A 26,604-nucleotide genomic window follows, 5' to 3' on the forward strand; every position below is an offset into this window, starting at 1 on the left:
ACGTCAAGCCGCTGTGGTCGAAGTTTGGCACGGCGCTCGGCGTGGCGCTCGGCGGCCTCGACATGTGGACCAACACCCTGTTCGGCTTTTCTTTCTTCGGCACGCTTGGTCACGGCAAGACCGATGCGCAAAGCCTGGAACCGGCTTCGCAGCACAAGCCGATCGCCTATCCGAAACCGGATGGCGTCTTGACCTTCGACCGTCTGTCCTCGGTGTTCCTATCGAACACCAATCACGAGGAGGACCAGCCGGTGCATCTCAAGGTCAAGGACATGGGCCTGCAGAAGCGTTCGGAGCACGATATTTATGCCGGCCCGTCGACCCGTTACTGTCCGGCCGGCGTCTACGAATGGGTGGAGAAGGACGGGCAGGACACCTTCGTCATCAACGCCCAGAACTGCGTCCACTGCAAGACCTGCGACATCAAGGACCCCAACCAGAACATCAACTGGGTGCCGCCGCAGGGCGGCGAGGGGCCGGTCTATCCGAATATGTGAGGCGGATGAGCGTTCGCCATCTCAAATCTGCGGCGGTTTCCTTGCTCCCCTTTCTTCGAACGGGAGAGTTCGGGCCGCTCACGCGTGGCATGACGATGCGCGAAGTCTCGGAATTGCTGGGGCCGCCCGACTGGTGGATGGATGGCGGAAGCGAGGCGCCCGTGCCTCGGCTCTGGGGCTACCGGCCCTTTCTCGAAATTCTCTTCGACCCGGAGCCGCCCTATCTGCTGCGGACTATCAAGGTGTCGCGGCTCCCACCGCCGGATAAGAAATATATCCACATTGCATGCCTGCGCGTCGCAACCGATGGCATCCACGATCAAATGCGTCTCTCGGATTTCTTGCGCAGGGACATCTGGGGTCGGGGTGATGCTGTCGTCGGCAGTTGCGCCGGTTGGAATCCTGTTATCGACATTTGTACCGGGAATACCCGGCTGGTCTGGTCTGCGTCTGTAGAGAGCGAAGAAATCCTGGCTCGGCAAAGCGAAGGCGGTCTTTCGAAAGCGGCTTACATGGCCCGGCGCGACCAGCTCTCCGATGGATTCTTTGGTATCTATTCCGCTGTTTCTCCAGAACTCGATCGTACGCCACAAGACACATGGGAAAACTTTTCCGCTGATCAGTACCTTGTGCTGGTGGGCGATATTGAAAATATTACGAAATAACGGTCAGCCTATACACGATAACGCTTTCGTTATCTCCGTCTGCCGCGCCCCTTTAGCGTTTCATTAACCATAATCTCCTTAGCTTGCGACATCATGTTGACGCACTAAGGACACATTCATGACGATCTCTCGCCGGGGCTTTCTGATCGCTCTGCCGCTGTTTGTCGCCGGCTGCTCTTCGACCGGCCTGAACAGCCAGACGAACTACGCCGCACTTCCGGATGAGAAATTTCCGCTGAAGCAGGTGCCGATCGACAAGATCAAGCCGGAGCTCCGCCGCCAGGAAGTGGCCTATGAAACCACCCATTCAGCCGGCACGGTGATCGTCGATACACCGGCGCGCCGCGCCTACTATATCCTCGGCGACGGCAGGGCGGTGCGTTACGGCGTCGGCGTCGGCCGCGAGGGACTGGCCTTTGCCGGTGATGCTTATATCGGCCGCAAGGCGGAGTGGCCGAGCTGGACGCCCACCGAAAATATGCAGCGCCGCGAAGAGCGCTATCGCAAGCTTGCCGGCGGCATGCCGGGCGGCCCGAACAACCCGCTCGGCGCGCGCGCCATGTATCTCTATCGCGGCGGCGGCGATACGCATTTCCGCATTCACGGCACCAACCAGCCGCAATCGATCGGTCTTGCCATGTCGAGCGGCTGCATCCGCATGATGAACCACGACGTGATCGATCTCTACAGTCGCGTCGAAGTCGGCGCCAGGGTCGTCGTCATCCAGGCTTGAGCTGGTAAATCACCTTCATTGAAAAAGCCGCCGCAGCGATGGCTGACGGCGGCTTTCGGCTTTTGTCGGCCCCGGCTGGCGGTCAGCGGCGCTGCGCGGCGATCCCGGTGGAGAGCGCAACGCCGATGCCGGTAATCACGGCGGCGCTGATTTCCGTCAGGCCGACCGCCTCGCCAAGCAGCAAGCCGCCGCCGAGCGTCGCCAGTACCGGCGTCAGCGCCGTGAAGGCGGCGGCCTGCGTCCCGCCGAGGGTTCTGACGGCGGTGCCGTAGGCGACCATGGCGACGAGGCCGGAAAGAATGCCCTGGCTCAGCACCTGCAGGCCGATTTCCGGAAGAGGCGCCTGCGGCAGCGAGATGCCGAAGATGAGGGCAAGCGCGCCCATGATCAGGAAGGACCAGACGGCAATCAGCGCGCTCGCCTGCACGGCCGTCAGGCCGGAGCGGCGGAAGGCATGTGTATAGCTCGCCCACAGAACGGCGCCGGCCGGCAGCAGCAGGAAGCTCGTCCATGGCAGCGAAGCGTCCGCAAGGCTGTGGGTGAGCAGGATCAGCACGCCGGCGACGATCGCGACGAGCCCGGCGATGCGGGTGGTATCAGGTCTTTCGCCAAACAGCGTAATGCCGATCAGCGCCGCGGCGAGCGGCATCGAGCCGCCCAGCAGAATGCCGGAGGAGGCCGCCGGCGTCGAATGGATTGCCAGCGTGGTCAGCAGGAAGAAGGCGGCACCCGAACCGGACACCATGATCGCCAGCAGATGCAGCGGCACGGTCTTCGGCAGCAATCCGGTCTTCAGCCAGACCGGCGAAAGCACCAGCGCCGGAATGCCGAAGCGGATCAGCCCGATATCGATCGAGCCGAGCGGCGTTGCGGCGCTGTGGCGGGTAACAAGAAACCATGTCGCCCAGATCAGCACGGTCACGGTGCCGCCGGTATAACCCAGTGCCTGCGATGGCGACTTGTCGTTGGTAAATGCAATGGTGCTCATCGTCCTGTCCCTTCCTTCATCCGGAGCCTTCCGGTCGAGGAAAAGATTAGATCAGGAGGGCAGGGCATGTCCTTGCTATCTCTGGCTCAGAAATCATGCTATGCGCAATCTTCTGCCAATTGATGCCGACAGGAATCGCGAAAATGCCAAATCTCGATAAATTCGATATTGCCATCCTGAAGTGCCTGCAGGAGGATGCGCGGGCCACCAATGTCGAAATCGCCGAGAAGGTGAACCTCTCGCCGTCGCCCTGCCTGCGCCGCATCCGCAATCTCGAACGCTCCGGCATCATCCGCGGTTACACCGCCGATATCGACCGCAAGGAAGTCGGTCTCGGCCTGACCGTCTTCGTCGAACTCAAGGTCGTCCATCACAGCCGCGAGAATTCCGAGGTGCAGCAGAAGGCGCTGCTCGCCATCCCCGAGATCGTCTCCTGTTTTCTGATTTCGGGCACCGCCGATTTCCTCGCCGAAGTGGTGGTGGAGGACCTCGCCGCCTATGAACGGCTTCTGACCGAAACGCTGTTGACCCTGCCGAATGTTAGCGACATCCGCTCCAACTTCGCCATCCGCAGCATCAAGACGCATGGGCCGCTGAAGCTGCCCGAGGGAAGATGATTTCTCGGCCCCGGTGCCCGGAGCCGCCCCCTCGCTTGCCTCTCGCAGGGCACGTCCCCTCTCCCCGTCAGAACGGGGAGAGGGTTAGGGTGAGGGGCAGCTTTTTGCCCTACAGCAGCGTCCCGCTGAGGATCAGCAGCGCCACCGAGAAGTAGATGACGAGCCCGGTGACGTCGACCAGCGTGGCGACGAAGGGGGCCGAGGCGCTGGCCGGATCGAGCCGGAGCTTCTGCAGCAGGAACGGCAGCATCGAGCCGCAGATCGAGCCGAAGGTGACGATCCCGATCAGAGCGGCAAACACCGTGACGGCGACCATCTGCCAATGCGGGCCGTAGTCGTAGAGCCCGGCCGTCTGCCAGAAGACGATGCGGATGAAGCCGACGAGGCCGAGGATCGCGCCGAGCACAATGCCTGTGGGAAGTTCGCGCAACAGCACCTTCCACCAGTCCGACAGCTTCAGCTCGCCGAGCGCCAGGGCCCGGATGATCAGCGACGTCGCCTGCGAACCGGAATTGCCGCCCGAGCTCATGATCAGCGGGATGAACAGCGTCAGCACCACGGCCTTTTCCAGCTCGCCTTCGAAATGCTGCATGGCGCTTGCCGTCAGCATCTCGCCGAGGAAGAGGGCGGCGAGCCAGCCGGCGCGCTTGCGGATCATGCCGGCAAAGCCGATCTTCATATAGGGCTGGCCGAGCGCCTCCATGCCGCCGAACCTCTGGGCGGCTTCCGTCGTGTCGGAGATCATCGTGTCGATCACGTCGTCGACGGTGACGATGCCGAGCACCTGCCCATGTTCGTCGGTGACCGGCAGGGCGAGCAGGTCGTGCTTGCGGATCAGCCGGGCGACATCCTCCTGCTTCATCAGCGGATCGGCCGAAACCGGCGTGCCCTTCTGCGCCACCGAGAGGATGGAAGCCTCCGGCTCGCCGGTGATGAGGCGGCGCAGCGTCACCACATGCATGAGGGCATGGCTGACCTCGTCGAGCACATAGATGGCGTAGACGGTCTCGCGCGAGCGTTCGACCTGGCGCACATGGTCGAGTGTCTGGGCAACCGTCCAGCTGTCGGGCACGCTGACGAACTCCGTCGTCATGATGCCGCCGGCGGTGCGCGGCGGATAGCCCATCAGGTGCTGGATCGCGATGCGCACCGGCTCGTCGAGGCTGGAAAACAGCCGGGCCCGGGTCTCGCCGTCGAGTTCGAGCAGCACGTCGGCGACACGGTCGTTGGACATGCCGTGCAGCAGCCGTGCGGCATCCTCGGCACTGATCAGCGCCAGGATCTGCGCGGCGTTGCGCAGCTCCGGCCGGTCGAGGATGTTGACGGCATAGTCGAGCGGCATGCCTGACAGCACGCGGCCGGCATCCTGGATGGTCAGCGCGTTCAACGCATCGACGCGTTCGGCGATCGTTGCGCCGCGGCTGTTGTTGATGAAGGCACGGGCGGCATGGCCTGCCCGAAGAGGGAAGCGATTGATATTCATTTGAGGCTCGCCTTTCCGTCGATCCGCCGTAGCGTCCCGAACGGGCGAGCCGACAGGAGTCGGTCAGCGCACGAGGGCCGCGTACGGCAAGGGCAATCGACTGCTACTGTCGCTTGGCATCGTTAAGATGGCTCCGTTGAAATCCGTGGAAGACGAGTGCCGTCCACGTGAATGCTAGGTGGTCCCGCACGAAAAAAAAGTCAAGCGGGGTAAATGCTTAACGCCAGAATGTCGCACCCCCGCGCATTGCGGGTGGAGATGCTTTACGCGGCCTGCGTGCTCCGGCTGCGGCGCTCCAGCCGCACGGAGGCTGCGAAGACAAAGAGGCCGAGGAAAGACAGTGCCGCGCCGACATAACCGGTCGCCGCAAAACCGTAGCCCCAGGCGATGACGAGACCGCCAAGCCAGGCGCCGATCGCATTGGCGATGTTGAAGGCGGAATGGTTGGAAGCGGCCGCAAGCGTCTGTGCATCGGCGGCGACATCCATCAGCCGCGTCTGCAGCGCCGGGCCGGCGGCAAAACCGCAGCCGACCAGGAAGACCGAGAGGCCGAGCATATAGGGATTGGCGGCGGTCAGCGAGAAGGTGGTCAGCACGGCGATATTATAGACGAGCGAGCCGCCGATCGTGCCGAGCAGCGATTTGTCGGCGAGCCACGAACCGATGAAATTGCCGGCATTCATGCCGACGCCGAAAAGCACCAGCATGACCGGAACGGCCGTTTCCGGCAGCATCGCCACTTGAGTGGTCGTCGAGGCGATATAGCTGAACATCGCAAACATGCCGCCATAGCCGACGGCGGCGATGCCGAGCGTCAGCCACACCTGCGGCCGGCGGAAGGCGCCGAGTTCGCGCAGGAAGCTTGCCCCTTCGGAAACCTTGTCCTTGGGAACGTAGAACCAGATCAGCGCCACCGTCAGCAGGCCGACGATGCCGACCGACCAGAACGCCACCTGCCAGTCGAGCGACTGGCCGAAGAATGTCGTCAGCGGCGTGCCGAGAAGAGTCGCGACGGTGAGGCCGAGCATGACGCGGCCGACGGCACGGGCGCGGCGGTGTATCGGCACCATCGAGGCGGCGACCAGGGCGGCGACGCCGAAATAGGCGCCGTGCGGCAGTCCGGTAACGAAGCGCAGGACGGTGAAGGATTCGAAGGTCGGCGCCATGGCGCTTGATATATTTCCGACGGCAAAGACCAGCATCAGTGTCAGGAGCAGCGTGCGGCGCGCCATCTTGGCGGCGAGCACGGCAATGACGGGCGCCCCCACGACGACGCCGAGCGCATAGGCGCTGATCACATAGCCGGCCTGCGGCGTCGTCACCGAGAAAGTGTCGGCGACATTCGGCAATAGTCCCATGATCGCGAATTCACCGGTGCCGATACCGAAGCCGCCGCAGGCGAGCGCCAGTTGGACCAGCGCCACTGTCGTTGCCGACGGCAGCCCTTCATCCTGGCTACCGATGGAATCATTGATGGCGATCTCACTCATGAGAGCTCCTCGAGACGGTTTTCTGCTTGGCAATGGCCTGCGGCGCAAGCGCGGCCGCGAGGCGATCGTGGATATGGCGGGAGGTGGAGACGATCTCTCCGATATGTGATCTATCCCTGATGTACCATCGGGCGTCGAGTGCATTTTTCGCAGTGCAGCGTCCTGCTATGTGCATATGTCCGTTGCAATATTTGCATTTCTGATATTCTGGCGGAAAGGTGGATGCGCTTGAAATCGCCAATGCCGCAACCATCTCAGGGCAAAGGCAGGAGCATTTCCGCGCCAAGGACGGGAGCCCTCATGAAGCTTGTAGGCTTTTTCAATCGCGACGGCGGCACCTTCAGGACCACCGACATGCTGGCCTACGAAAAGAGGGCGGAGGAGGCATTCCGCGAAGCAGGGCACGATTTCGACGCCATCGTCTTCTCCGGCAAGGAGATCATTCCCGCCATGGAGCGGGCGGCCAAGCGCGACGATATCGACGGCATCGTCGCCGGCGGCGGCGACGGCACGATTTCGGCGGCGGCATCGATCGCCTGGAAAAACGGCATTGCCCTTGGTGTCGTGCCGGCCGGCACGATGAACCTCTTTGCCCGCTCGCTGCGCGTGCCGCTCGATATCTGGCAGGCGCTCGATGTGCTTGCATCAGGCGAGATCGATAATGTCGATATCGCCAGCGCCAACGGCCGGCCCTTCATCCACCAGTTTTCCGCCGGCCTGCATGCCCGCATGGTGCGTTACCGCAACGCCTACAGCTATCGCTCCAGGCTAGGCAAAATCCGGGCGAGCACAAAGGCAGCCCTGGGCGTCATCTTCAACCCGCCGGAATTCGAGGTCGAATTCGAAGCGGCCGGCATGCGCGAGCGCCGCCGGGTGTCGGCAATCTCCGTCTCCAACAATCCCTTCGGCGAGAACGCGCTGCTATACGCCGACAATCTGACAAGCGGCGAACTCGGCTTCTATACGGCAAATCCGCTGAAACCCGTCGGCGTCGCCCGCCTCGCCATCGACATGCTGCGCGGCAAGGTCCGCGAAAATGCCGATGTCATGGTGATGCACCCGGCCGAGGTGCACCTGCATTTCCCGAAACTGCGCTCCAAGGCCAATTGTGTGATGGATGGCGAGCTGTTGCCGCTCCAGCGCGACGTCTCGATCCGGCTGCATCCGGGCGAATTGAAGGTTCTCGTCAAGCAGGGTCTCGCCGCTCAGGTCGATGCGGCCGAACGACGCGAGCCGGCTGCGTAAGTCGGCTGCGGCATAAGCTTCAGAGCCGCGGCAGATAAGTGCGGTAGTCGAAATCTGAAACCGCGCGCAGATGCGCCAGCGCTTCCTTGCGCTTGGTGTCGCCATAAAGCGCCTGGTAGCGTGCGCCGAAGATATCGGCGATGAAGGGTGAGGCGCGGAAGGTCTCGACGGCGCTGAGGAAATCATGTGTCAGCCGCGCCGTATTCGCAGGCGTAAACGAGGGCGTCGTTTCTTCGCCGGGGTCGAGTTCGCCGTCGAGGCCGAGGAGCATGCCGCCGAGGATCGCCGCGAGCAACAGGTAGGGATTGGCATCGGCGCCGGCGACGCGGTGCTCGATGCGGGCGGCCGGCCCGTCCTTATCGGGTATGCGGATCGCCGTGCCGCGATGGCCGCTGCCCCAGGTCAGATCGACTGGTGCGAACGAGCCCGGCTGGAAGCGGCGGTAGGAATTGGCGAAGGGGGCAAAGACCAACTGCGCTTCCCGCATGCTGTCGAGCAGGCCTGCCGTGACCGATTTCAACAGCGTCGGCGCGCCGCCTTTGGCATCTAGGATGTTGCGGCCTTGGGCGTCGATGATGCTCGCATGCACATGCAGGCCGGAACCGGCATGATCGGAATAGGGTTTTGCCATGCAGGTCGATTTCAGCCCGTGGCGGCGCGCCGCCTGCTCGGCGATGCGCTTGAGGTAGAGGCAATCGTCGGCGGCGGCCAGCGCATCGGGTCGGTGCATGAGATTGACTTCGAACTGGCCCGGGCCGAACTCCGCCGTCGTCGCATCCGCCGGCAGTCCTTGCGCCTTCGCATAGGTCCTCAGCGTCCCGAGATAGCCGTCGAGCGCATCGACGGCGCTCATGTCATAGAGCTGAAAACCGTTCGGTTCGCCGCGATAGGTAAGGCTTTCCGGCGGGGAGGGGCGGCCGGTTTCGCGCCAGTCGCCCGACATCACGTAGAATTCCAGCTCGGTGGCCACCACTGGCGTCAGGCCGAGTACCGCATAGCGCTCCACCACCGATGCGAGGATGGCGCGCGGATCCATGAAGCTCGGGCTGCCGTCGAATTCATGCATGGTGGCAAGCACCTGCATCGAGCCCTCCGGCGCCCAGGGCATCGGCGCCAGGCTGCGCCGGTCGGGGATGACCTTGCCATCAGGATCGCCGATCGTCAGCGACAGGCCGGTAATGTCGTCATTGTCGTCGCCCCAGATGTCAAGCGACTGCGTCGATGTCGGCAGGCGGATGTCGCCGGCCCAGATCTTGTCTTCTGCGCCTGAAGGAAGCTGCTTGCCGCGCAGCTCGCCGTTCATGCCGACGATCAGGATTTCGAAACGCGGGTCGCCGCCCTCGGCCTTGCCGTCCATCCTGTCGCTCGCCATGACCTTGAAAATCCTCCGGGACAAGGCCAAGCTCCTATCCCATCGATAGCAGCCTTTCAATCCGCGAGGGTCCTCACCTTATGCCCGATACTTCCCCACCCTCGAACCTTGCCGCGATCGACGCCGCGCATCACCTGCATCCCTTCGCCGACATGAAGAAGCTGAATGCCGATGGCACGCGTATCATCCAGCGCGGCGAGGGCGTCCATATCTTCGACAACCACGGCAGGAAATATCTCGATGGTTTCGCCGGCCTCTGGTGCGTCAATATCGGTTATGGCCGCCGGGAGATCACCGAGGCCGTCGCAAGGCAGATGAACGAACTCCCCTATTACAATACCTTCTTCGGCACGAGCTCGGCGCCGGCGACGCTGCTGGCCCAAAAGGTCACCTCCCATGCCGGTGAGCGTTTCAATCATATCTTCTTCACCGGCTCCGGCTCGGAGGCGAACGACACCTGGTTCCGCATGGCCCGCGTCTACTGGAGCGCCGTCGGCAAACCGTCGAAGAAGATCGTGATTGCGAGAAAGAACGGTTATCACGGCTCGACCGTCGCCGGTGCCAGCCTCGGCGGCATGAAATACATGCACGAGCAGGGCGACCTGCCGATATCAGGCATCGTCCATATCGGCCAACCCTATTGGTACGGCGAGGGCGGCGATCTCTCGCCTGATGAATTCGGCCTCAAGGTCGCCCGCGAACTCGAAGCGAAGATTGACGAGCTCGGCGAGGAGAATGTCGCCGCCTTCGTCGCCGAGCCGGTGCAGGGCGCTGCCGGCGTCATCATTCCGCCGGAGACCTACTGGCCGGAGATCGCCCGTATCTGCAAGGCGCGCAATATCCTGCTGGTAACCGACGAGGTGATCTGCGGTTTCGGCCGGTTGGGCGCCTGGTTCGGCCACCAGCATTTCGGCGTCGAGCCCGATCTGGCGCCGATCGCCAAGGGGCTGTCCTCCGGCTACCTGCCGATCGGCGGCGTTCTGGTCAGCAACCGCATCGCCGATGTGCTGATCAACGAGGTCGGCGAGTTCAATCACGGCTTCACCTATTCCGGCCATCCGGTCTGCGCGGCCGCCGCCCTCGAAAACCTGCGCATCATCGAGGAGGAGAAGCTGGTCGAACGCGTGCGTGATGATATCGGCCCCTATTTCGGCAAGGCCTGGGCAGCCCTCGCCGACCACGATCTGGTCGGCGAGGCCGTCAGCATCGGCCTGATGGGCGCCCTGCAGCTGGCCGCCGACAAGAGCACGCGCACGCGTTATGACAAGCCCGATCGGGTCGGTGCGCTGGTGCGCAACCATGCGCTCGCCAACGGCCTCGTGCTGCGCGCCACCGGCGACCGCATGCTCGCCTCGCCACCGCTTGTGATCAGCCATGCCGAGGTGGATGAGATGGCAAGGATTACCAGGCTGGCGCTGGACTTGGCCTGGAAGGAGCTGAAATCGTGATTTCACTTGGAGCGACCGGTCGACCTGGGCATAGGCAGAGCCGGTTCCGACGACGGAAATGATCGTAGCGGCTTGTTGTCCAGGGAATTCCTCGGGCCTAGAAATCGAAATCCTGTGGCTTGATATCCTCCGCGCCGTGTTTCACGCGTAGGATCACGATGCGGTCGTGATAGGAGCGATAGTAGATACAGCGGTTCCGGTATGGCAGGCCGCGCACGCCTTCCGCGATGTGGTCGCGAGGAGATCCGGTGAAGTCCACTTCGGCGATCCACGCGATCTTTGCGGTCAGGTCATCCAGAAACTCCCGCGCGTAATAGGGGCTCTCTCGGCGATATAGCGCCGGATATTGCGTAGATCCTTGATGGCGGATGGCGCGATAATCAGGCGCTTCGGTTGAATGGCCTTAGCTTTCGTTCATGACGTCTTCGAGGATATCCGCGCCGGTTGCGTATTCCTTGCCGAGGCCCGCTTCAATCTCGGAGTCGGCCGTCTGAATGTCCCTGCGCAGCGCCTCTATTTTCAGTTCGTGGTCGGCGAGCATACGGATGCCGGCCCGCACGGCTTCAGTTTCTGTGCCGAACCGGCCATTCCGGACAAGATCCGATAGAATCCCGTCATAGGTATCGCCAAGGGAAAAAGTCTTTGCGCGTGCCATGTGATGACTCCTTACCCTTTAATATGTGGCAAAATACAATACTTTTGCAATACCGACCGCATCGGGGGAGGCTATCTTGCCAAAGGCAATGCGCCTGATGTTGAGCTCAAGGCTGGCCGACCCAGGCATAGCCGAAACGATAGTGGTCCTCGCCGCGCTGATAGAAATAGGGCACGTCAATCACCAATCCCTCAGGCGCGGAGGCGCCGAGATTGACTTGGAGCCATTGAGCCATATCAGGCGGAAGCGCTTCGTTGCCCCCCTTCGGCGGTATCAGCCAGACGAGGAGAAGTGGGCGCCCGCCGGCAAGATCCGGGTGGAAGCCGGGATAATCGACGGAGAGGACCGGCACGCCGGGAATATCCTGCCTGAGATTGCCGGCAAGCAGGCTGTCGCCGGCAAGGATTGCCGCCGGCTCGGCCTGTTTGCGCAGGTTTTCCAGCATCGTGGCATAGGGCCTGTTCAATCGTTCGTAATGGCCGGTGAAGCGTGCGGTGGCGACACTGCCATAGAGGGCGGCCGGCACGCCGATCATGATGATGGCGACGGCGATCATGAAACGCCGGAAAGCCCGGCCTGTCGTGACACCGGCGGCCTCGATCTTCAGGCAGAAATAGAGCGGCAGGATGAAGAGCATCGGCACCAGCCAGCGATCCTTGATGCCGGCCGCACCGCCGAAGACGATCAGAAACAGAATGCCGATGAGGAAGACCAGCATCATCCGCTCGATGAGCCGCGTCCATTCCGAGCCGGCAGTCAGCGCCGGACGAAGGCCCTTGCCGAAGACGATGGCAAAGACCGCCACCGTCAATCCGGCAAAGCTGATGGTGGCGAGAGCAAGTGAGCTGACCCCCATGGTGACCTGCATGAGATAGCTCGCATCGCCGCTCGCGGTCATCTTCTCCAGCGTGCGGGCGGTGGCGAAATCGAGATTGTCCTTCAGCCAAAAGAGATGCGGCAGGACGATGACGAGCGCCACGACAGCCGTCAGCACCAGTCGCCAATCGAAGATCCGCTCCCGCAGGCGCGCATCCGCCAGCGCGGCAATCAGCGCTGCCGCCGGCAGGATCGCGAAATTATATTTGGCCAGCAGGCCGAAACCGATGCCGATGCCGGCGACCAGATAGGAGGCAAGGCTCGGCTGCTTCAGGCTGCGGATGAAGCCGTAGAAGAAGATGCTGGCCGAGAAGAACACGGCGACGGTGTGGGTGAGGTCGCGCTGCATTTCGAAAGCCATCTGCGGGATCGTCAGCAGCCCGAGTGTTGATATCGCCACCAGCGCCTTGTCGCGCAGGAGAAGACGCGCGGTCAGACCGTAGAGCAGGTAGGAAGTGAACAGCAGAAGGTTCTTTACGAGAGAAAGCGCGGCAAGCGAGACGCCAGTAAATTGGAAGACGGTATATTGCAGCCAGTTGTAGAAGGGTGGCTGCGGGCCGTAACCGGCGGCAAGCCATTGCGAGCGGAAGGCCTGTTCGGCCTCGTCGAGATCGAGCGAATGCGAGGTTGCCAGCCGCACGCCGATCTGAAGCACGAAATAGGCGGCCAGCAGGACGAAAATCCAGCGGATGTCGCGGCTGTTGGTCTCGGTCATCTATCTCTCCCGCCGAACCCAGGCGTAGCCGAGCGCGAAATTGTCGCCCTGGCGGCCGAAATAATAGGGAAGCGACAACGAGCCGATCTCCTGCGGCACGATATCAGCCGCCGTCAGCGCCGATGAAAACCGCTCCGGCATGATCGCATCCGCGGCCGTCGCCGTCTTCTTGCCGCGCCAGACGATCAGCACCGGCCCCTTCGCCTCGGCAAAGGCGGGAATGCCCGGTGCCGGGAAATCCGGGATCACCACGGGCACGCCGGGAAATTGCAGCCGCATGTTTCCGCCGACATAGGTGTCCGAGGCGATCACCAGCGCCGGCTCCCCTTGTCGCGTCATCTCGCGGGAAAGCCCCGCCATCGGCACGTTCGGCCTGGCGTAGACGCCGATCAGCCCGGCGCCGACGACACGCAGGCCGAGTGCGACGAGCACGCAGGCCATCAGCACCGGCAGCACCGGCCTGAGGCGGCGCAGCCCGGCGGAAGGGTCGATGCCGGCAGCCTGCATCTTTGCCAGGAAATAGATCGGCAGCACCAGCAGGAACGGGTCGAGCCAGCGCTCGCGCACGGTGGTGGAGCCGGTGAAGAGGACGATGAGAACGATGCCGGCAAGGCTTGAGAGCATCATCCGCTCCATCATCCCGGTCCAGCGGCTTCCGGCCGAAAAGGCACGGACAAAATCCCGGCGGAAGGTGGCGGCGAAGATGGCGACCGGCAGCGCCGCAAAGGCGATGATGGCGACGACAAAGGCGATGAAGCCTTTGCCGGCTCGCGCGATGCCGGCCGGTTCGTTGCCGGCGGCCATCTTGACCAGAGTATCGGAGGAGGCGAATGCGAGATTGTCCCGTAGCCAGATCGCGTGCGGCAGGACGATGACGAGCGCAACGGCGATCGCCGCCAGCATGCGCCAGTCGAGCGCCCTGCGCCGCCATTCGGCATCCGGCAGGATGGCGATCAAGGCGGCGGCCGGCATCAGCGCGAAATTATATTTCGAGATCAGCCCGATGCCTGTGGCAAGCCCGAGCAGGAGATAGCTGCCGATATCCGGTCGATCGAGCGTGCGGAAAAAGCCGTAGAGAAACAGCGAACTGGCAAAGAGCAGTGCCGTCGTATGGGTCAGATCCTGCTGGGCCATATAGGAGACCTGGGGCAGGGTGATCAGCGACAGCATGGCGACGGCGGCAAGCGCCTCGTCCTTCAGTACACGCCGCCCGGCAAGGCCATAAAAGAGATAGGAGAGGAACAGCAGGATGTTCTTCGGCACGATCAGCGCGCCGATCGACATGCCGGTCACTGAAACGACGGCATATTGCATCCAGTTGTAGAAGGGCGGCTGCGGGCCGTAGCCCGCCAGCAGATATTGCGAGAAGAAGGATTGCTCGGCCTCGTCGAGCTCCAGCGAATGCGGAAGCGCGATGCGCAGCACGATGTTGAGCACGAAATAGGCCGCAAGCAGCAGACCCGCGGTTTTGATCGTCCTCGTCGCGCGCTCCAGCATCGTGCTGCCGGCTTAGGCTCGGCTTCGATCGTCGAAGATCTGCCGCACGATATAATTCGGCGAGGCGTCGTCGCGGTAATAGGTGCGCGCGATCATCTCCGCCAGGATGCCGGTGGTGATCATCTGCACCGATGACAGCAGCAGCACGACGCCGACCATCAGCATCGGGCGCGTGCCGATATCGTTGCCCATGATGAACTTGTCGAAGCCGAGATAGAGGAGGATCAGCATGGCGACCGCGCCGAGGCCAAGACCCAGCGAGCCGAAGAAGTGCCCGGGCCGCGCCTTGTAGCGCATGAAGAACATCACCGACAACAGGTCGAGGATGACGCGGAAGGTGCGCGAGATACCGTATTTCGAAACGCCGTGCTCGCGGGCATGGTGGGTGACGGCCATCTCGCCGATGCGCGAGCTCGGGACGACACCAGCCACCCAGGCCGGGATGAAGCGGTGCATTTCGCCCATCAGCTTCACCTGCTTGATGATCGAGGCACGGTAGATCTTCAGGCTGCAGCCGTAATCGTGCAGCTTGACGCCGGTGATACGGCCGATCAGGTAATTGGCGCACCAGGAGGGGATCTTGCGCAGGAACAGACCATCCTTGCGGTTCTTGCGCCATCCCACAAGGAGGTCGAGTTCGCGCCGTTCCAATTCGGCGACCATCGCAGGAATGTCCTTCGGATCGTTCTGCAGGTCGCCGTCCATCGTTGCGATCAGCCGGCCCTGGGCGGTGTCGATACCGGCCTGCATGGCGGCGGTCTGGCCGAAATTGCGCTGCAGCTCGACGATCCTCAGCGTCAGCCCTTCGCGTCCGACGAACTTGCGGGCGTTGACGAGCGTCGCATCCGTACTGCCGTCGTCGACGAGGATCAGCTCCCAACGATGGGGATAGGCGGCCATCGCAGCCACGACACGCTCGATGAGCGGGCCGACGCTTTCCTCTTCGTTGAAAATCGGCACGACCAGCGACAGCTCGAGCGATTGTACCGGATCATTCGTACCGCGCATGGGCTCTACGGTTGTCTGCAACTGTCATCTCCAAAAGGCCGGACGGCCTGGCAATCTTTACTGCCGCCGCCGCGTTTCCGGAAGGCTAGTACATGAACTGTCCACCGGTTGCCAGCGGACAATGCCGGTTTCCCCGCAATCGGCTGTGCTGCCGGAACGCTATTTCGCGCCGCCCTCCACCCAGGAATAACCGATGGAGAAACTGCGTTTGCCGTCACCGAAGAGATAGGGCAGCGTCAGCGTCTTCAACTCCTGCAGATGAATGCCCGATTTCACCAGATCATTCGCAAAACCGGGAGAAATGGTCGGGTCATCTGCGGTCTCGCCGCGCCAGATAACCAGCACCGGCCCCTTCGCCGTCGCAAATTCGGGGACCCCGGGACCCGGGAAGAACGGTATCACCACCGGAACATCGGGTAATGCAAGCCTCATATTGCCGGCCACGAACTTGGTTCCGGCCACGATGAGAACCGGCTTGCGGGCGGCGGTCAGTTCGGCGACGTAGCCGGCAAAGGGCACGTTCGTTCTCGTATAGGTGCCGATGTATTGAATGCCGATGATCCGGAAGAGAAGGATCGACAGGATCACGACCATGAAGACCGGCACCACGGGCCGGAAGCGCGCAAGGCCGGCGGAAAGATCGAGGCCTGCGGTTTTCAGTTTCAGGAACAGATAGATCGGCAGGACGAGCAGGCAGGGGTCGAGCCAGCGCTCGTGAATATCGCTCGCGCCGGCAAAAAGGACCACGCCGACGAAAGCGATCAGACTGACGACCATCATCCGCTCGATCACCCGGATCATCGGGCTGGACGAGGAGAGCGCGCGAAAGAAATCCCGCCGGAAGGCGGCTGCGACGAGAACGATCGGCAATGCGACGAAGCCGAGAACGGCGATGAAGAGGGATAATAGTCCTTGCCCGATGCGGGGAATGCCGGCCGGCGCCAGATCTTCGGCGGTCATCCGCTCCAGCGTCGGCTGAGAGGCGCTCGCGAGATTGTCGGGCAGCCAGAGCGCATGCGGCAGCACGATCAGAATGCCGATGATGATCGCCGGCAGCAAACGCCAGTCGATGAGACGGCTGCGCCATTCCCGGTCCGGCAGCACGGCAATGAGTGCTGCAGCCGGCAGGATGACGAAATTATATTTCGCGATCAGCCCGATGCCGGTGGCGATGCCGATAACCAGGAAGCTTGTCATCGACGGCTGGCGCAGCGTGCGGAAAAAACCGAAGAGGAAGAGCGAGGTCGCAAACAGCAGCGCGACGGTATGGGTCAATTCGCGTTGCGCCATCAAACCCACCTGCGGCAGGGTAATCAGGCTCAGCATGGCGACGGCTGCGAGCGAACGGTTCTTCAGCACCTCGCGGGCGGCAAGCCCGTAGAAGACATAGCAGCCGAAGAGAATGATGTTCTTGGGAACCGAGAGCACCCACATCGATATGCCGGTCACCGAAACGATGGCATATTGGATCCAGTTGTAGAACGGCGGCTGCGGGCCGTAGCCGGCAAGCAGGTATTGCGAATAGAAGGATTGCTCGGCCTCGTCGAGATCGAGCGTATGAGGCAAGGCGATGCGGAGCGCGATATTGAGCAGGAAATAGGCTGCCAGAAAAAGGCTTGCGCTCGGAATGCTTCTGGTAATCCGCTCCAACATCGATCTCCACGTCAAGCCGGCGAGGCGTGTGATTTACCGGTCAGCGCTCGGATCGTCGGCGGGGAAGCGGGTTCGCCGCCTTCGCCCATCAACTCCGCCGTTGTGCGCAACCGTCATTTCTCCTAAAAGGCCTGGCGAACGGGGCCGATGCCGACGCCAAGCGAGGAATGCCTACTACATGAAGAGTTCGATCGTTGAAAGCCGGCAATCCTGGTTTATGCGCAATCGCATGACGGTGCTGACGGTCGTTATCGTCGCAGCCTATGCGCTCTTCATCCAATGGTTCTGGGGTTGGCCTGTCATTATCCGGCAGTGGGCCGATGTCGGCGCCGGCCCGGTGATCGGCGCGCTGGTGCTGTTGACGAGTACCTATTTCCTGCGCACCTGGCGCATCTATGACTATTTTCCGAAGGAGACGGCCGGCCGGTTCGCGGTGCTTTTTCGCGTCACGCAGATCCACAACCTGTTGAACATCATGCTGCCCTTCCGCGCCGGCGAGACCAGCTTTCCGCTGCTGATGCGCACGGAGTTCGGCATTCCGCTGACACGCGGAACCTCGGCACTCCTGGTCATGCGACTGCTCGACCTGCACGCGCTTGTCGCCGCCGCCGGCATCGGTTTTGCCGTCGCCGCCGCCGATCCTATTGTTGCCTGGTCGCTCTGGACGGGCTTTCTGCTGTTGCCGGTCGCAGCTTTCGCCGCTCGCAAGCCGCTGTTGCGCCTCGCCGCCAGGCTGCTGCCGGAAAAGGCGCAGAAATTCGTCGCCGAGATCGAAAACGGCTTGCCGCTCGATGCCCTCGCTTTTTCCCGCGCCTGGGCGATGACCATCGTCAACTGGCTGGTGAAGGTCATGGTGCTTGCCTGGGCGCTCGGCCTGATGGGCGTGCTGCCGATGGCGGCAAGCTTCGGCGGTGCGCTCGGCGGCGAGCTCTCTTCCGTCCTGCCGGTCCATGCGCCGGGCGGCGTCGGCACCTATCCGGCCGGCATCACCGCCGGCGCCATTGCCTTGGGCGCATCGAGCGAGCGGCTGGCGCTAGCCGCGCTGGCACAGGCGAGCGTCAATGCCCACCTGCTGATCATCGTCTCGGCGCTGACGGGCACGGCGATCTCACTGCCGCTCGGACGTCGCGGCAAGCTTTGAAATCCGCTTTCTGAGAAAAGCCCGCTCCGGCTCCTGCCGGCAGAGCGACAGCGCGATTTCATAAGCCGCGATCGCCTCCTGCCTCCGGCCGAGGCGGCGCAGAAAATCGGCGCGCGCCGAATGGGCGAGGTGATAGGCCGTGAGCTCGCCGCGTCCGAGAATGGCATCGATCAGTTCCAGCCCCTTCGCCGGCCCCTCCGCCATCGCGATCGCCACGGCCCGGTTGAGTTCGACAATCGACGAGGGCTGAGCCGCCAGAAGCAGATCGTAATAGAAAGCAATCCGCTTCCAGTCGGTTTCCTCGGCGGTCGACACTTTCGCATGTTCGGCGGCGATCGCCGCCTGCACCGTATAGGTGCCGATCTCTCCCGTCCGCATCGCCTCGGCAAGCAGTGCCAGGCCCTCCGAGATCTTGGCGCGGTCCCAAAGCGAGCGGTTCTGATCGGCAAGCAGCACCAGCTTTCCGTCCTGACCGCTGCGGGCGCTGCGGCGGGAATCCTGCAGCAGCATCAGTGCCAGCAGGCCTGAAACATCGGGATGCGGCAGCAGCGCCAGGAGCAGCCGCGCCAGACGTATCGCCTCCGCGCTCAGGTCGGCGCGGACCACGTCCTCCCCCGAAGAGGCCGAATAACCTTCATTGAAGACGAGGTAGATAATGTGCAGCACTCGGTCCAGCCGCTGAGGCAGCGCCTCGCGGTCAGGCACCTCGTAGGGGATTTTTTCCGCCCGGATCCTGCCCTTGGCGCGCACGATCCGCTGGGCGACCGTCGGCGCCGGCACGAGGAAGGCATGGGCGATTTCTTCAGTGGTCAGCCCGCAGATTTCCCGAAGCGCCATCGCCATCTGCGCGTCGGCGGGAATAGCGGGATGGCAGCAGGTGAAGATCAACCGCAGCATGTCGTCCTCGATCGGTTCCATCTCGCCGATCTCCGTGTCGTCGACCGTGTAAAGGCTGTCCTCGATATGCTGCTGCGAGGCGTCGAAGCGCGCCCGGCGCCGGATCGTATCGATCGCCCTGAAACGGCCCGCCGAGACCAGCCAGGCGAAAGGATTGCCGGGAACGCCGTCGGTCGGCCATGTCCGCGCGGCCGCGGCAAAGGCTTCGTGGAGCGCTTCCTCAGCCCGGTCGAAATCGCCGAGCAGGCGGATCAGCGTCGCCAGCACCCGGCGCGAATGCTGCCTGTAGATATCTTCGATTACCTGTCCCAACGGGCGATCCTCACTCCGGCAGGGTGAGCAGCCTCACCGGACGCAATTCGACCGATCCGACGCGGACGCTTGGAATTCCCGCGACGACCTTGCGCGCCTCTTCGAGATCGGCTGCCTCGATGATGTAGATGCCAGCCAGATGTTCCTTGGTCTCGACGTAAGGGCCGTCGGTCGAAGACAGAATGCCATGGCGCACTCTCAGGACCGAGGCGCTGTCGGGACCTTCCAATGCATCGGAATGGATCATGATGCCTTTGCGCTGAAGCTCCTCGTCATACTGGAAATGCGCCCTCACGAGCTCGTCGCCCTCGGCCTGACTGAGCGTGCCATCCATATCGGCGGAATTATAGATGAGGCAGACGAAGCGCATGGCTATCGCTATCTCCCATCCTTGATCGAATAGGCGGGCCTGATTTCGATCGACGCATATTTGAGGATCGGGAAGGTGGAAATGATCGCTTTCGCCTCTTCTATGTCCTTGGCCTCGATCACCACGAACCCGCCGAGATGCTCCTTGATTTCGGCGAAGGGCCCATCTGTAGCGGCGACAGTGCCGTTGCGAACGCGGAGCGTTACGGCTCGCTCAGGTTCATAAAGCGCCAGCGCGCTCAGCATGTGACCGCTGTCACGCCAGTGGTCGTCGCTGACGATGCACTCCTGCGTGAGCGCATCCCATTCGGTCTGAGGGACCAGTTTGCTTTTCTCAGTGTCGAACCAGATTTGGCATAGAAACTTCATCGGTACCTCCTCATTGAGCTGCGAATTCGTGGATAGGCCGCACCTCGATCGCGCCGAGCTTGGCAAGCGGGATGCCGGCGGCGATGCGGATCGCATCGTTGAGGTCCTTGGCCTCGACTAGGATGAAGCCGCCGAGCGCCTCCTTGGTCTCGATGAAGGGACCGTCCGTTACCGACAGCTCGCCGCTACGCACCCGGACCGTCACCGCCGATGCCGGCGGCTGCAGTGCCTCGGCCACGATCATATTCCCGCTTTCGGCGAGGTCCTTGTCGTAATTCAGCGAATTCGCACCGAGTTCGGTCTTTTGCTCTTTCGTCATGGCGCCGAGCATCGCGCCGTCGAACCACACCTGACAGAGATATTTCATCGCGAACGCTCTCCTTGCGTCTTTCCATAACCCTGGACGATCGAGCTTCGCGCATTTCGACATCGCGCCCCAAAAAAACTTTTTGGCGGGTCGGCTGTCGAAACGGCAAGGCAGCACTCGACAAGGCTTCACTGAAACCTGTCGAGGAGAACTGAAATGAGCATTCTTGAAATCGCGCTGGCAAGCCAGATTTGGGCACGCCGTCATGAGAAGCGCGCGCCGGAGTTCCTCGAAAGCGATGGGCTGAAGATTCTCCAGCGCACCGCCTTCGCGTTCCTTGCCTTCACCCTGCTGATAGCAGGGCTGAACCTTGCCGCCGGCACGCCGCAAACGCTTGCGGATGGCTCGGCGTCTGCCGTGGCAGGCAGATGAGGAAACGGCCTATTGGAAGGCCGTTTCGAAGAAGCTGCGCAGTTTGCGCGAATGCAGCGCTTCCTTCGGCATGGCGGCCAGCTTCTGCACGGCGCGGATGCCGATCTGCAGATGCTGGTTGACCTGCGTGCGGTAGAAGGCCGTCGCCATGCCTGGCAGCTTCAATTCGCCGTGCAGCGGCTTGTCGGAGACGCAGAGCAGTGTGCCGTAGGGCACGCGGAAGCGAAAGCCGTTGGCGGCAATCGTTGCCGATTCCATGTCGAGCGCGATGGCGCGCGCCTGGGAAAGCCGCTTCACCGGCCCGCGCTGGTCGCGCAGTTCCCAGTTGCGGTTGTCGATCGTGCCGACCGTGCCGGTGCGCATGATGCGTTTGAGTTCGAAGCCCTCGTAGCCGGTGATTTCGGCAACTGCGGCCTCCAGCGCCACCTGCACTTCGGCGAGCGCCGGAATCGGCACCCAGACCGGCAGGTCATCGTCAAGCACATGGTCTTCGCGCATATAGGCATGGGCGAGCACATAATCGCCGAGCCGCTGGCTGTTGCGAAGCCCGGCGCAGTGGCCGAGCATCAGCCAGGCATGCGGGCGCAGCACCGCGACATGGTCGGTGATCGTCTTGGCGTTGGAGGGGCCGACGCCGATATTGATCATGGTGATCCCGGCATGGCCCTTCTTCTTCAGATGGTAGGCCGGCATCTGCGGCAGGCGGGTCAGTGCCGCATCCGTTTCCGGCACGCTCGAACCGGGCAGGGTGACGATATTGCCGGGCTCGACGAAGGCGGTATAGCCGTCGCCGCCCTCCGCCATCAGCTTGCGCGCCCAGCCGCAGAATTCATCGATATAGAACTGGTAGTTCGTAAACAGCACGAAATTCTGGAAATGCTCGGCATGCGTCGCCGTATAATGCGACAGACGGGCGAGCGAATAGTCGATGCGCTGCGCGGTGAATGGGGCAAGCGGCGAGGGCTCTCCCGGCGGCGGGATATATTCGCCATTGGCGATCTCGTCGTCGGTGGTGTTGAGGTCGGGCGTGTCGAAAATATCGCGCATCGGAATGTCGATGAAGGCGTTGGTCGATGCTTCCACATGCGCACCCTCGCCGAAGGCGAAGTGCAAGGGGATCGGCGTCGTCGATTCCGAGACGATGACCGGAACATTGTGGCTCTTCACCAGCAGCGCCAGCTGCTCCTTCAAGTAATGCTTGAAGAGCTTCGGCCGGGTGACCGTCGTCGTATAGATGCCCGGTGCCGTGACATGGCCGTAGGAAAGGCGCGAATCGACGTGGCCGAAGCTTGTCGTCTCGATGCTGACCTGCGGATAGAAAGCACGATAGCGCGAGGAGATCGGAGCGCCCTGCGCCAACTCGGTGAAGCTCTTGATCAGGAACGCCGTATTGCGCTCGTAAAGCGCCGTCAGCGCTTCCACGGCCTTGGCCGGATCATCAAAGCTCTGAGGCTGGAAAGGGGGAGGCGAGGAGATGTCGAGCGGCGACAAGGGGGAGATTCGTTTGTTCATGACGCATTATAGAGAGTTGTTTTTGACAAGCAAACGACGCGCGCCGGCGGAATCCGATTATTTTATCCTCTTGGTGTCGGATACCGTCACTGCACCGATGGCGCGCAGAAAGTGCCGTTTCGCTCCAGGCAGGTATAGCTCGCTCCGAAATGCGACTGTGCGCCACCGCCGCCATTGTGCACCACCACCGCCGAAAACGTGATCGCGAAGATCGCCGCAAACAGCGTGATGATGCTGAACCGTTTTGCCAGAATATACATGTCCATCGCCGTTCCCCCGATACGCAACTCTATCGTGACAAGAGTTTTGTCATGGCGCGGCTGAATGAGCGCTGAGATACCGGTTCATCCAGCGTTCAGCTTGCCGGACAGGCTCGGAGCGGGTTGGCAGAGAATTTACACTGGTTCGCCAGGCCAGGCTCAACGCGTTCGGCTTGGCCGGGCCGTCCGGCCGAAGCGGCAGAGGGCCCCGCGTTTGATGATCGTTTTCCAGCTGCCTTATGCGCTTAGAGCCGCGTCCAGGTCTGTGACTTGCAGAGGATCTTCATCACGCAGCCCTGCATTCTCAGCGAATTGCCGGAGATCTTGCCCGAGCCGCTATAGGTCTTGTCGGCGGCCGGGTCGGTGATCTCGCCGGCATAGCTGCCGCCGGTTCCCGCAAGCGTGCCGATCTTCCGGCCGGCATATTTGCCGGTCTTCAGCGTCACGCAATAGCTGCCGCCGCACGACGCGATCACCGCCGTCTCGCCGGCCGCCGTCTTCCAGCTGCCGACGATCGGCTCCTCGGCATGGACGATGCCTGCGATCATTGTAATGGCGCTGGCGAGAACGAAGCTGCGGATCATCTTTTCCTCCATGATGTCCCTGATCGGGCGCGAAATTAACTGACGCGAACGTAAAGGTAAATATGCGCGGTCATTTTCCATGCTGATGCATGTCGCCCGGAAGCGTGCCGCGGTTCCGGGATAACGACATGAGCTAAAGCGCGTTGCATGAATCAAATTCGATGCGACGCGCTTTAGCGGCGGAAAAGGGCTGAGAAAACCGCATCCGGCGGCCTTTCAAAATATCGGCTGCTGATTTCATGATGAACGATCCCTTTATTTTCAGATCTGAATCTTTCGTAAAATTCGAGCGAAAATCCTTTAGCCACAAGGCATCTGATGTTTAACAAAAACCCAAATTTACCAAGCATTTGCACTTTGTTTGTCTAGAATTAATCATGCATTTTAGGCGTTTTTTGAAAGCCGTTCGGCATAGTGAAGCCATCAAACGAGCGGGGCAAACCCGCCGGACCGCAAGGGCCGCAAGCCGCGATAGACGGCAAGGCCCGGAGGTAAAACAGGGTAAGTCATAAACAGGCTAACAGGGATAAAACCGATGGCACGCTTTGAAATGCACAATGCTGAAACGGCCACCATGGGTGGCGACAACAGCGCCGATGTCTTCTGTGAAATGGGTCTGATGTATGCGACCGGCCGCGGCTGCGAAGTCGATCTGGTCGCAGCCCACAAATGGCTGAACATCGCCGCAATCAAGGGCAACGACCGCGCCGCCGAGCTTCGTGCGGATGTGGCCGCCGCCATGGACAAGATGCAGATCGTGGCAGCGCTGCGCGCCGCCCGCGAGTGGATGACGGTCCACTGAGACCGTCTCCGATCGATCGACAAAAGCAGCAATAACAACCTCGGAAAGAGGGACTGGCGGGCGCTTCAGACGGGCCCGACGCCAGGAGAAGGGAACCGCGGCCGGATACCTCCACCGGGCGCGGTTCTTTCTATTGGACATAAAAGAGTGAGAGCATGATCTCATGAGAAACCGCCGACAGTTTTCGGCATCATGCTCCATCAGCCGATCTGTTTCAGCACCCCCGGCAGCGCGTTTTCGAGAAGCGCCATATCCGCCTCCGGTCCGACGCTGACGCGAATGCAGCGATTGAGCGGCGCCACGCCGGGCATGCGGATGAAGACGCCGCGTTCCATCAGCCCGTCGACGATCGCCCGCGCATAGGTGCCGTCGCGGCCGGCGTCGATCGCCACGAAATTCGTCGCCGAGGGCAGGGGCTCAAACCCGTTGGCCCGGGCGATGCCGCCGATCCGCTCCCGCGCCGCCTGGATTTTCCCGACCACCTCGGCGAGATAGGCCTGGTCCTTGAGGGCGGCGAGCGCCGCCGCCGTCGCCAGCCGGTTCATGCCGAAATGATTGCGGATCTTGTCGAAAGCTTCAGCCGTGCCGGCCGTCGAGATCACGTAGCCGGTGCGGGAGCCGGCCAGTCCGTAGGCCTTGGAGAAGGTGCGGGTACGAACGATGTTCGGCAACTCGATCAGCGAGGCGATCGACGGCAGCGCCCCTGCCGGCCCGGTCTCGCTATAGGCCTCGTCGAGCACCATCATCGTGGTCTCCGGCAGTGCCCGGGCGAAGGCGACGATCTTGTCGGCATCCCACCAGCTTCCCATCGGATTGTCGGGATTGGCGAAATAGACGAGCGGCGCATTCTCGCGCTTTACGGCATCGAGCAACCCGTCGAGATCCTCGCGGTCATTGGCATAGGGAACGGTCACCAGCCGGCCGCCGAAGCCGACGACATGGAAATTGAAGGTCGGATAGGCGCCGAGCGAGGTGACGACGGGCGCGCCGGGCTCGATCACCAGCCGGACGATCTGGCCGAGCAATTCGTCGATGCCGCTGCCGATGGCGATATTGGCGGGGGATATGCCGAGATGGGCGGCAAGCGCTTGCCGGAGCGCGAAATTCTCCGGGTCATTGTATTTCCAGATATTGCCGGCCTCCTCGCGCATCGCTGCAAACACCGAAGGGGCGGGGCCGAAGCCGTTCTCATTGGCGCCGATGCGTGCCGAAACGGCAAACCCGCGCTGGCGCTCGATCGCTTCGGGGCCGACGAAAGGAACTGTGGAGGGCAGGGCGCCGGCAAGAGGCGTGAAGCGCGAAAAGGCGGACATGCGAAGGCGGTTTCCCGGATATATTGACAATCGGCGCAACAATAGGCCCGGGCACCGCCGACGCAAGCAAGATTATTTCTGCGACCAGATGGTTGTCGGGCTATTCACGCACGGAAGATCGGCGCCCGCCGGGCGGCGATTGCTTCCATGTTGCCGACAAGGAAATCGGTGCGGACGACGCGGCGCAGAACCTCGGGGTCCATGATGTTGATGAACCGCACCCCGATGCGTTCCTTGTGCCGGTAGACCTCGGCACAGCCGATCCGGTAGGCGAGGCCCAGAATGTTGAGATAATAATGTTTCGGCAGGCCGGCCGTGGTCGACACGATAAACGTGGCGCCGCCCTGGGAGATATCGATGATCTCGGCGCTGCGCATCGAGACGCCGGTAAGGCACGGCCGGACGGCGACGATGCGGGCTGGCCGCTTGACGCTGAATTCTTCCCAGCGCAGGTCATAGACGGCGGACTTGACCGTGGCAAGGTGTGTGGCGCGGAGCATAGACATTCACATTCTCCGTCAGTCAGGACGCATTTGGGGTTGATCTCGAGCAACCTGATCTTGATCCCAACCAAGGTCACATGAATGTTTTGCGCATTCGTCAAATATAAAATTACAATTTTAACGAGTTCAAACATTGTTCCCAAGCGGGACGCCTCGATGTTCCTTATCGGGACGCGGCCGGCATAGGCGATCGGGCGCTGTTTTCATCGGCAATCCGCAAACCGCCTCTTTGACGCGGAAGAGCCGCCCCGATCGCCGCATCCGATTTCGGCGCAATTTTTCCCGAACTCTTTCAAGTGCCGGGCGTTCTGCTTTGATCGATGACGCACGGCGCGCTTCGAACGACGACGCGAGGAGTTGAAAATGACCAACGTCAAAATCCCTTGGGAATCATGGGTTGTGGTCTGCGATGGAGCCAAGGCTCTGATCATGCAGAATGCCGGCGATGCCCAGCTGATGAACCTGAAGGTGCTGGAAACCCTGACGCAGCCGAACGCGCCGGATCGCGAGATTGGCGCCGATAAACCCGGCCGGACCCATGCGGCAGACGGCTTCAGCCGCAGCGCTGTCGAGGAAACCAGCTGGCAGGATCAGGCCGAAGCCGAATTTCTCAAACAGGTGGCGGAAAAGCTCGACGCGCTGGTGCAGGAAAAGAGTGCCCGTCGCATCGTTATCGTTGCGCCGCCGAAAGCGCTCGGCACATTGCGGCCGGCACTCCGCGCCGATACGCAGGCCGCGATCACCGCTGAGGTGACGAAGGACTATACCAATATGCCGGTCGAAGAGATCGAGCGGCATCTCGCCGCCTGAACTGATAGAAGCCTATCGACCGCGCCGCGCGTCTCGGCGCGCAAAGGACCC

29 protein-coding genes are annotated in these 26,604 nt (G+C 62.1%); 10 read left to right on the forward strand and 19 right to left on the reverse strand.

The features are described from left to right. The 3 genes from AF337_RS22165 to AF337_RS22175 form a co-directional block, all read left to right on the forward strand. A partial coding sequence (locus AF337_RS22165; RefSeq protein WP_193393651.1) for a 4Fe-4S dicluster domain-containing protein occupies nt 1-497 on the forward strand: 497 nt, incomplete at its 5' end. 5 nt (nt 498-502) lie between these two features. After that, nucleotides 503-1,162, forward strand: coding sequence for a hypothetical protein (locus AF337_RS22170; RefSeq protein ID WP_152971157.1), 660 nt, complete (start codon nt 503-505; stop codon nt 1,160-1,162). Between the two features lie 118 nt (nt 1,163-1,280). Then, nucleotides 1,281-1,895, forward strand: a complete 615-nt coding sequence (locus tag AF337_RS22175; protein ID WP_049733825.1) for a L,D-transpeptidase — start codon at nt 1,281-1,283, stop codon at nt 1,893-1,895. Between the two features lie 82 nt (nt 1,896-1,977). Here the strand turns inward: AF337_RS22175 and AF337_RS22180 are convergent, their stop codons facing one another. After that, a complete protein-coding gene (locus AF337_RS22180) occupies nt 1,978-2,883 on the reverse strand; it encodes a DMT family transporter (RefSeq protein ID WP_049733826.1) in 906 nt (301 codons plus the stop codon). 95 nt (nt 2,884-2,978) lie between these two features. Here AF337_RS22180 and AF337_RS22185 point away from each other — a divergent pair, with 95 nt between their 5' ends. Beyond that, complete coding sequence (locus AF337_RS22185) at nt 2,979-3,500, forward strand: Lrp/AsnC family transcriptional regulator (protein WP_193393652.1); 522 nt, start codon at nt 2,979-2,981, stop codon at nt 3,498-3,500. 109 nt (nt 3,501-3,609) lie between these two features. On the opposite strand, the gene mgtE is transcribed toward AF337_RS22185, so the two are convergent. Next, nucleotides 3,610-4,983 carry a magnesium transporter gene (gene mgtE, locus AF337_RS22190; protein ID WP_049733827.1) on the reverse strand — a complete coding sequence of 458 codons (1,374 nt, stop codon included), beginning with the start codon at nt 4,981-4,983 and terminating at the stop codon, nt 3,610-3,612. 263 nt (nt 4,984-5,246) lie between these two features. Beyond that, entirely contained in the window at nt 5,247-6,473 is a 1,227-nt protein-coding gene (locus AF337_RS22195) for an MFS transporter (protein WP_049733828.1), read from the reverse strand. Nucleotides 6,474-6,773: 300 nt separating this feature from the next. Here AF337_RS22195 and AF337_RS22200 point away from each other — a divergent pair, with 300 nt between their 5' ends. Next, nucleotides 6,774-7,718 carry a diacylglycerol/lipid kinase family protein gene (locus AF337_RS22200; RefSeq protein ID WP_049733829.1) on the forward strand — a complete coding sequence of 315 codons (945 nt, stop codon included), beginning with the start codon at nt 6,774-6,776 and terminating at the stop codon, nt 7,716-7,718. A 19-nt stretch (nt 7,719-7,737) separates the two neighbouring features. Here AF337_RS22200 and AF337_RS22205 read toward each other — a convergent pair whose 3' ends face one another. Continuing rightward, nucleotides 7,738-9,090 carry a glutamine synthetase family protein gene (locus AF337_RS22205; RefSeq protein WP_049733830.1) on the reverse strand — a complete coding sequence of 451 codons (1,353 nt, stop codon included), beginning with the start codon at nt 9,088-9,090 and terminating at the stop codon, nt 7,738-7,740. An 80-nt stretch (nt 9,091-9,170) separates the two neighbouring features. On the opposite strand from AF337_RS22205, the gene AF337_RS22210 reads away from it, so the two are divergent. Continuing rightward, a complete protein-coding gene (locus tag AF337_RS22210; RefSeq protein ID WP_049733831.1) occupies nt 9,171-10,538 on the forward strand; it encodes an aspartate aminotransferase family protein in 1,368 nt (455 codons plus the stop codon). Nucleotides 10,539-10,635: 97 nt separating this feature from the next. Here the strand turns inward: AF337_RS22210 and AF337_RS40730 are convergent, their stop codons facing one another. From AF337_RS40730 to AF337_RS22235, 6 genes are all read right to left on the reverse strand, one after another. Further along, the gene (locus tag AF337_RS40730; RefSeq protein WP_244471298.1) at nt 10,636-10,836 is read right to left on the reverse strand and encodes a type II toxin-antitoxin system RelE/ParE family toxin; all 201 of its coding nucleotides are present in this window, start codon (nt 10,834-10,836) and stop codon (nt 10,636-10,638) included. A 105-nt stretch (nt 10,837-10,941) separates the two neighbouring features. Further along, a complete protein-coding gene (locus AF337_RS22215) occupies nt 10,942-11,193 on the reverse strand; it encodes a ribbon-helix-helix domain-containing protein (protein ID WP_049733832.1) in 252 nt (83 codons plus the stop codon). A gap of 106 nt (nt 11,194-11,299) precedes the next feature. After that, on the reverse strand, nt 11,300-12,784 hold the full coding sequence (locus AF337_RS22220) for an ArnT family glycosyltransferase (RefSeq protein ID WP_049733833.1): 1,485 nt from the start codon (nt 12,782-12,784) through the stop codon (nt 11,300-11,302). Continuing rightward, nucleotides 12,785-14,281 (reverse strand): glycosyltransferase family 39 protein, encoded by a 1,497-nt coding sequence (locus AF337_RS22225; protein ID WP_049733834.1) that lies wholly within the window; start codon nt 14,279-14,281, stop codon nt 12,785-12,787. Between the two features lie 12 nt (nt 14,282-14,293). Then, a complete protein-coding gene (locus AF337_RS22230; protein WP_049733835.1) occupies nt 14,294-15,310 on the reverse strand; it encodes a glycosyltransferase family 2 protein in 1,017 nt (338 codons plus the stop codon). A gap of 138 nt (nt 15,311-15,448) precedes the next feature. Further along, nucleotides 15,449-16,942, reverse strand: coding sequence for an ArnT family glycosyltransferase (locus tag AF337_RS22235; protein WP_049733836.1), 1,494 nt, complete (start codon nt 16,940-16,942; stop codon nt 15,449-15,451). Nucleotides 16,943-17,120: 178 nt separating this feature from the next. Here AF337_RS22235 and AF337_RS22240 point away from each other — a divergent pair, with 178 nt between their 5' ends. After that, nucleotides 17,121-18,083: a lysylphosphatidylglycerol synthase domain-containing protein gene (locus tag AF337_RS22240; RefSeq protein ID WP_049733837.1), complete on the forward strand. Its 963-nt coding sequence runs from the start codon at nt 17,121-17,123 to the stop codon at nt 18,081-18,083. Here the strand turns inward: AF337_RS22240 and AF337_RS22245 are convergent. Genes AF337_RS22245 through AF337_RS22260 form a run of 4 tightly spaced genes read right to left on the reverse strand, consistent with a single transcriptional unit; the run spans nt 18,051 to nt 20,397 of the window. Beyond that, nucleotides 18,051-19,292, reverse strand: a complete 1,242-nt coding sequence (locus AF337_RS22245; RefSeq protein WP_049733838.1) for an RNA polymerase sigma factor — start codon at nt 19,290-19,292, stop codon at nt 18,051-18,053. The two genes, AF337_RS22240 and AF337_RS22245, sit on opposite strands and share 33 nt — an antisense overlap. Before the next feature lie 10 nt (nt 19,293-19,302). After that, entirely contained in the window at nt 19,303-19,662 is a 360-nt protein-coding gene (locus AF337_RS22250) for a YciI family protein (RefSeq protein WP_003587635.1), read from the reverse strand. 8 nt (nt 19,663-19,670) lie between these two features. Next, the gene (locus tag AF337_RS22255) at nt 19,671-20,030 is read right to left on the reverse strand and encodes a YciI family protein (RefSeq protein ID WP_049733839.1); all 360 of its coding nucleotides are present in this window, start codon (nt 20,028-20,030) and stop codon (nt 19,671-19,673) included. Nucleotides 20,031-20,040: 10 nt separating this feature from the next. After that, entirely contained in the window at nt 20,041-20,397 is a 357-nt protein-coding gene (locus tag AF337_RS22260; protein WP_049733840.1) for a YciI family protein, read from the reverse strand. A gap of 156 nt (nt 20,398-20,553) precedes the next feature. Here AF337_RS22260 and AF337_RS22265 point away from each other — a divergent pair, with 156 nt between their 5' ends. Then, entirely contained in the window at nt 20,554-20,769 is a 216-nt protein-coding gene (locus AF337_RS22265) for a hypothetical protein (protein WP_049733841.1), read from the forward strand. Nucleotides 20,770-20,778: 9 nt separating this feature from the next. Here AF337_RS22265 and AF337_RS22270 read toward each other — a convergent pair whose 3' ends face one another. The 3 genes from AF337_RS22270 to AF337_RS22280 all read right to left on the reverse strand — a co-directional run bounded on the left by AF337_RS22270 (nt 20,779) and on the right by AF337_RS22280 (nt 23,125). Further along, nucleotides 20,779-22,281 carry an AMP nucleosidase gene (locus tag AF337_RS22270; RefSeq protein WP_049733842.1) on the reverse strand — a complete coding sequence of 501 codons (1,503 nt, stop codon included), beginning with the start codon at nt 22,279-22,281 and terminating at the stop codon, nt 20,779-20,781. A gap of 86 nt (nt 22,282-22,367) precedes the next feature. After that, nucleotides 22,368-22,547 (reverse strand): hypothetical protein, encoded by a 180-nt coding sequence (locus AF337_RS22275; RefSeq protein ID WP_049733843.1) that lies wholly within the window; start codon nt 22,545-22,547, stop codon nt 22,368-22,370. Nucleotides 22,548-22,786: 239 nt separating this feature from the next. Further along, complete coding sequence (locus AF337_RS22280; RefSeq protein ID WP_049733844.1) at nt 22,787-23,125, reverse strand: DUF2147 domain-containing protein; 339 nt, start codon at nt 23,123-23,125, stop codon at nt 22,787-22,789. A 535-nt stretch (nt 23,126-23,660) separates the two neighbouring features. Here AF337_RS22280 and AF337_RS22285 point away from each other — a divergent pair. Next, nucleotides 23,661-23,927, forward strand: coding sequence for an SEL1-like repeat protein (locus AF337_RS22285; protein ID WP_003569238.1), 267 nt, complete (start codon nt 23,661-23,663; stop codon nt 23,925-23,927). A 200-nt stretch (nt 23,928-24,127) separates the two neighbouring features. Here AF337_RS22285 and AF337_RS22290 read toward each other — a convergent pair whose 3' ends face one another. After that, entirely contained in the window at nt 24,128-25,240 is a 1,113-nt protein-coding gene (locus AF337_RS22290) for a pyridoxal phosphate-dependent aminotransferase (RefSeq protein WP_049733845.1), read from the reverse strand. Nucleotides 25,241-25,344: 104 nt separating this feature from the next. Further along, on the reverse strand, nt 25,345-25,746 hold the full coding sequence (locus AF337_RS22295; protein WP_003569234.1) for a pilus protein PilZ: 402 nt from the start codon (nt 25,744-25,746) through the stop codon (nt 25,345-25,347). Nucleotides 25,747-26,106: 360 nt separating this feature from the next. Here AF337_RS22295 and AF337_RS22300 point away from each other — a divergent pair, with 360 nt between their 5' ends. Further along, on the forward strand, nt 26,107-26,553 hold the full coding sequence (locus tag AF337_RS22300) for a baeRF12 domain-containing protein (RefSeq protein ID WP_049733846.1): 447 nt from the start codon (nt 26,107-26,109) through the stop codon (nt 26,551-26,553). Nucleotides 26,554-26,604: the final 51 nt, after the last annotated feature.

Source organism: Rhizobium ecuadorense, assembly GCF_001187535.1.
Classification (GTDB): Bacteria; Pseudomonadota; Alphaproteobacteria; order Rhizobiales; family Rhizobiaceae; genus Rhizobium; species Rhizobium ecuadorense.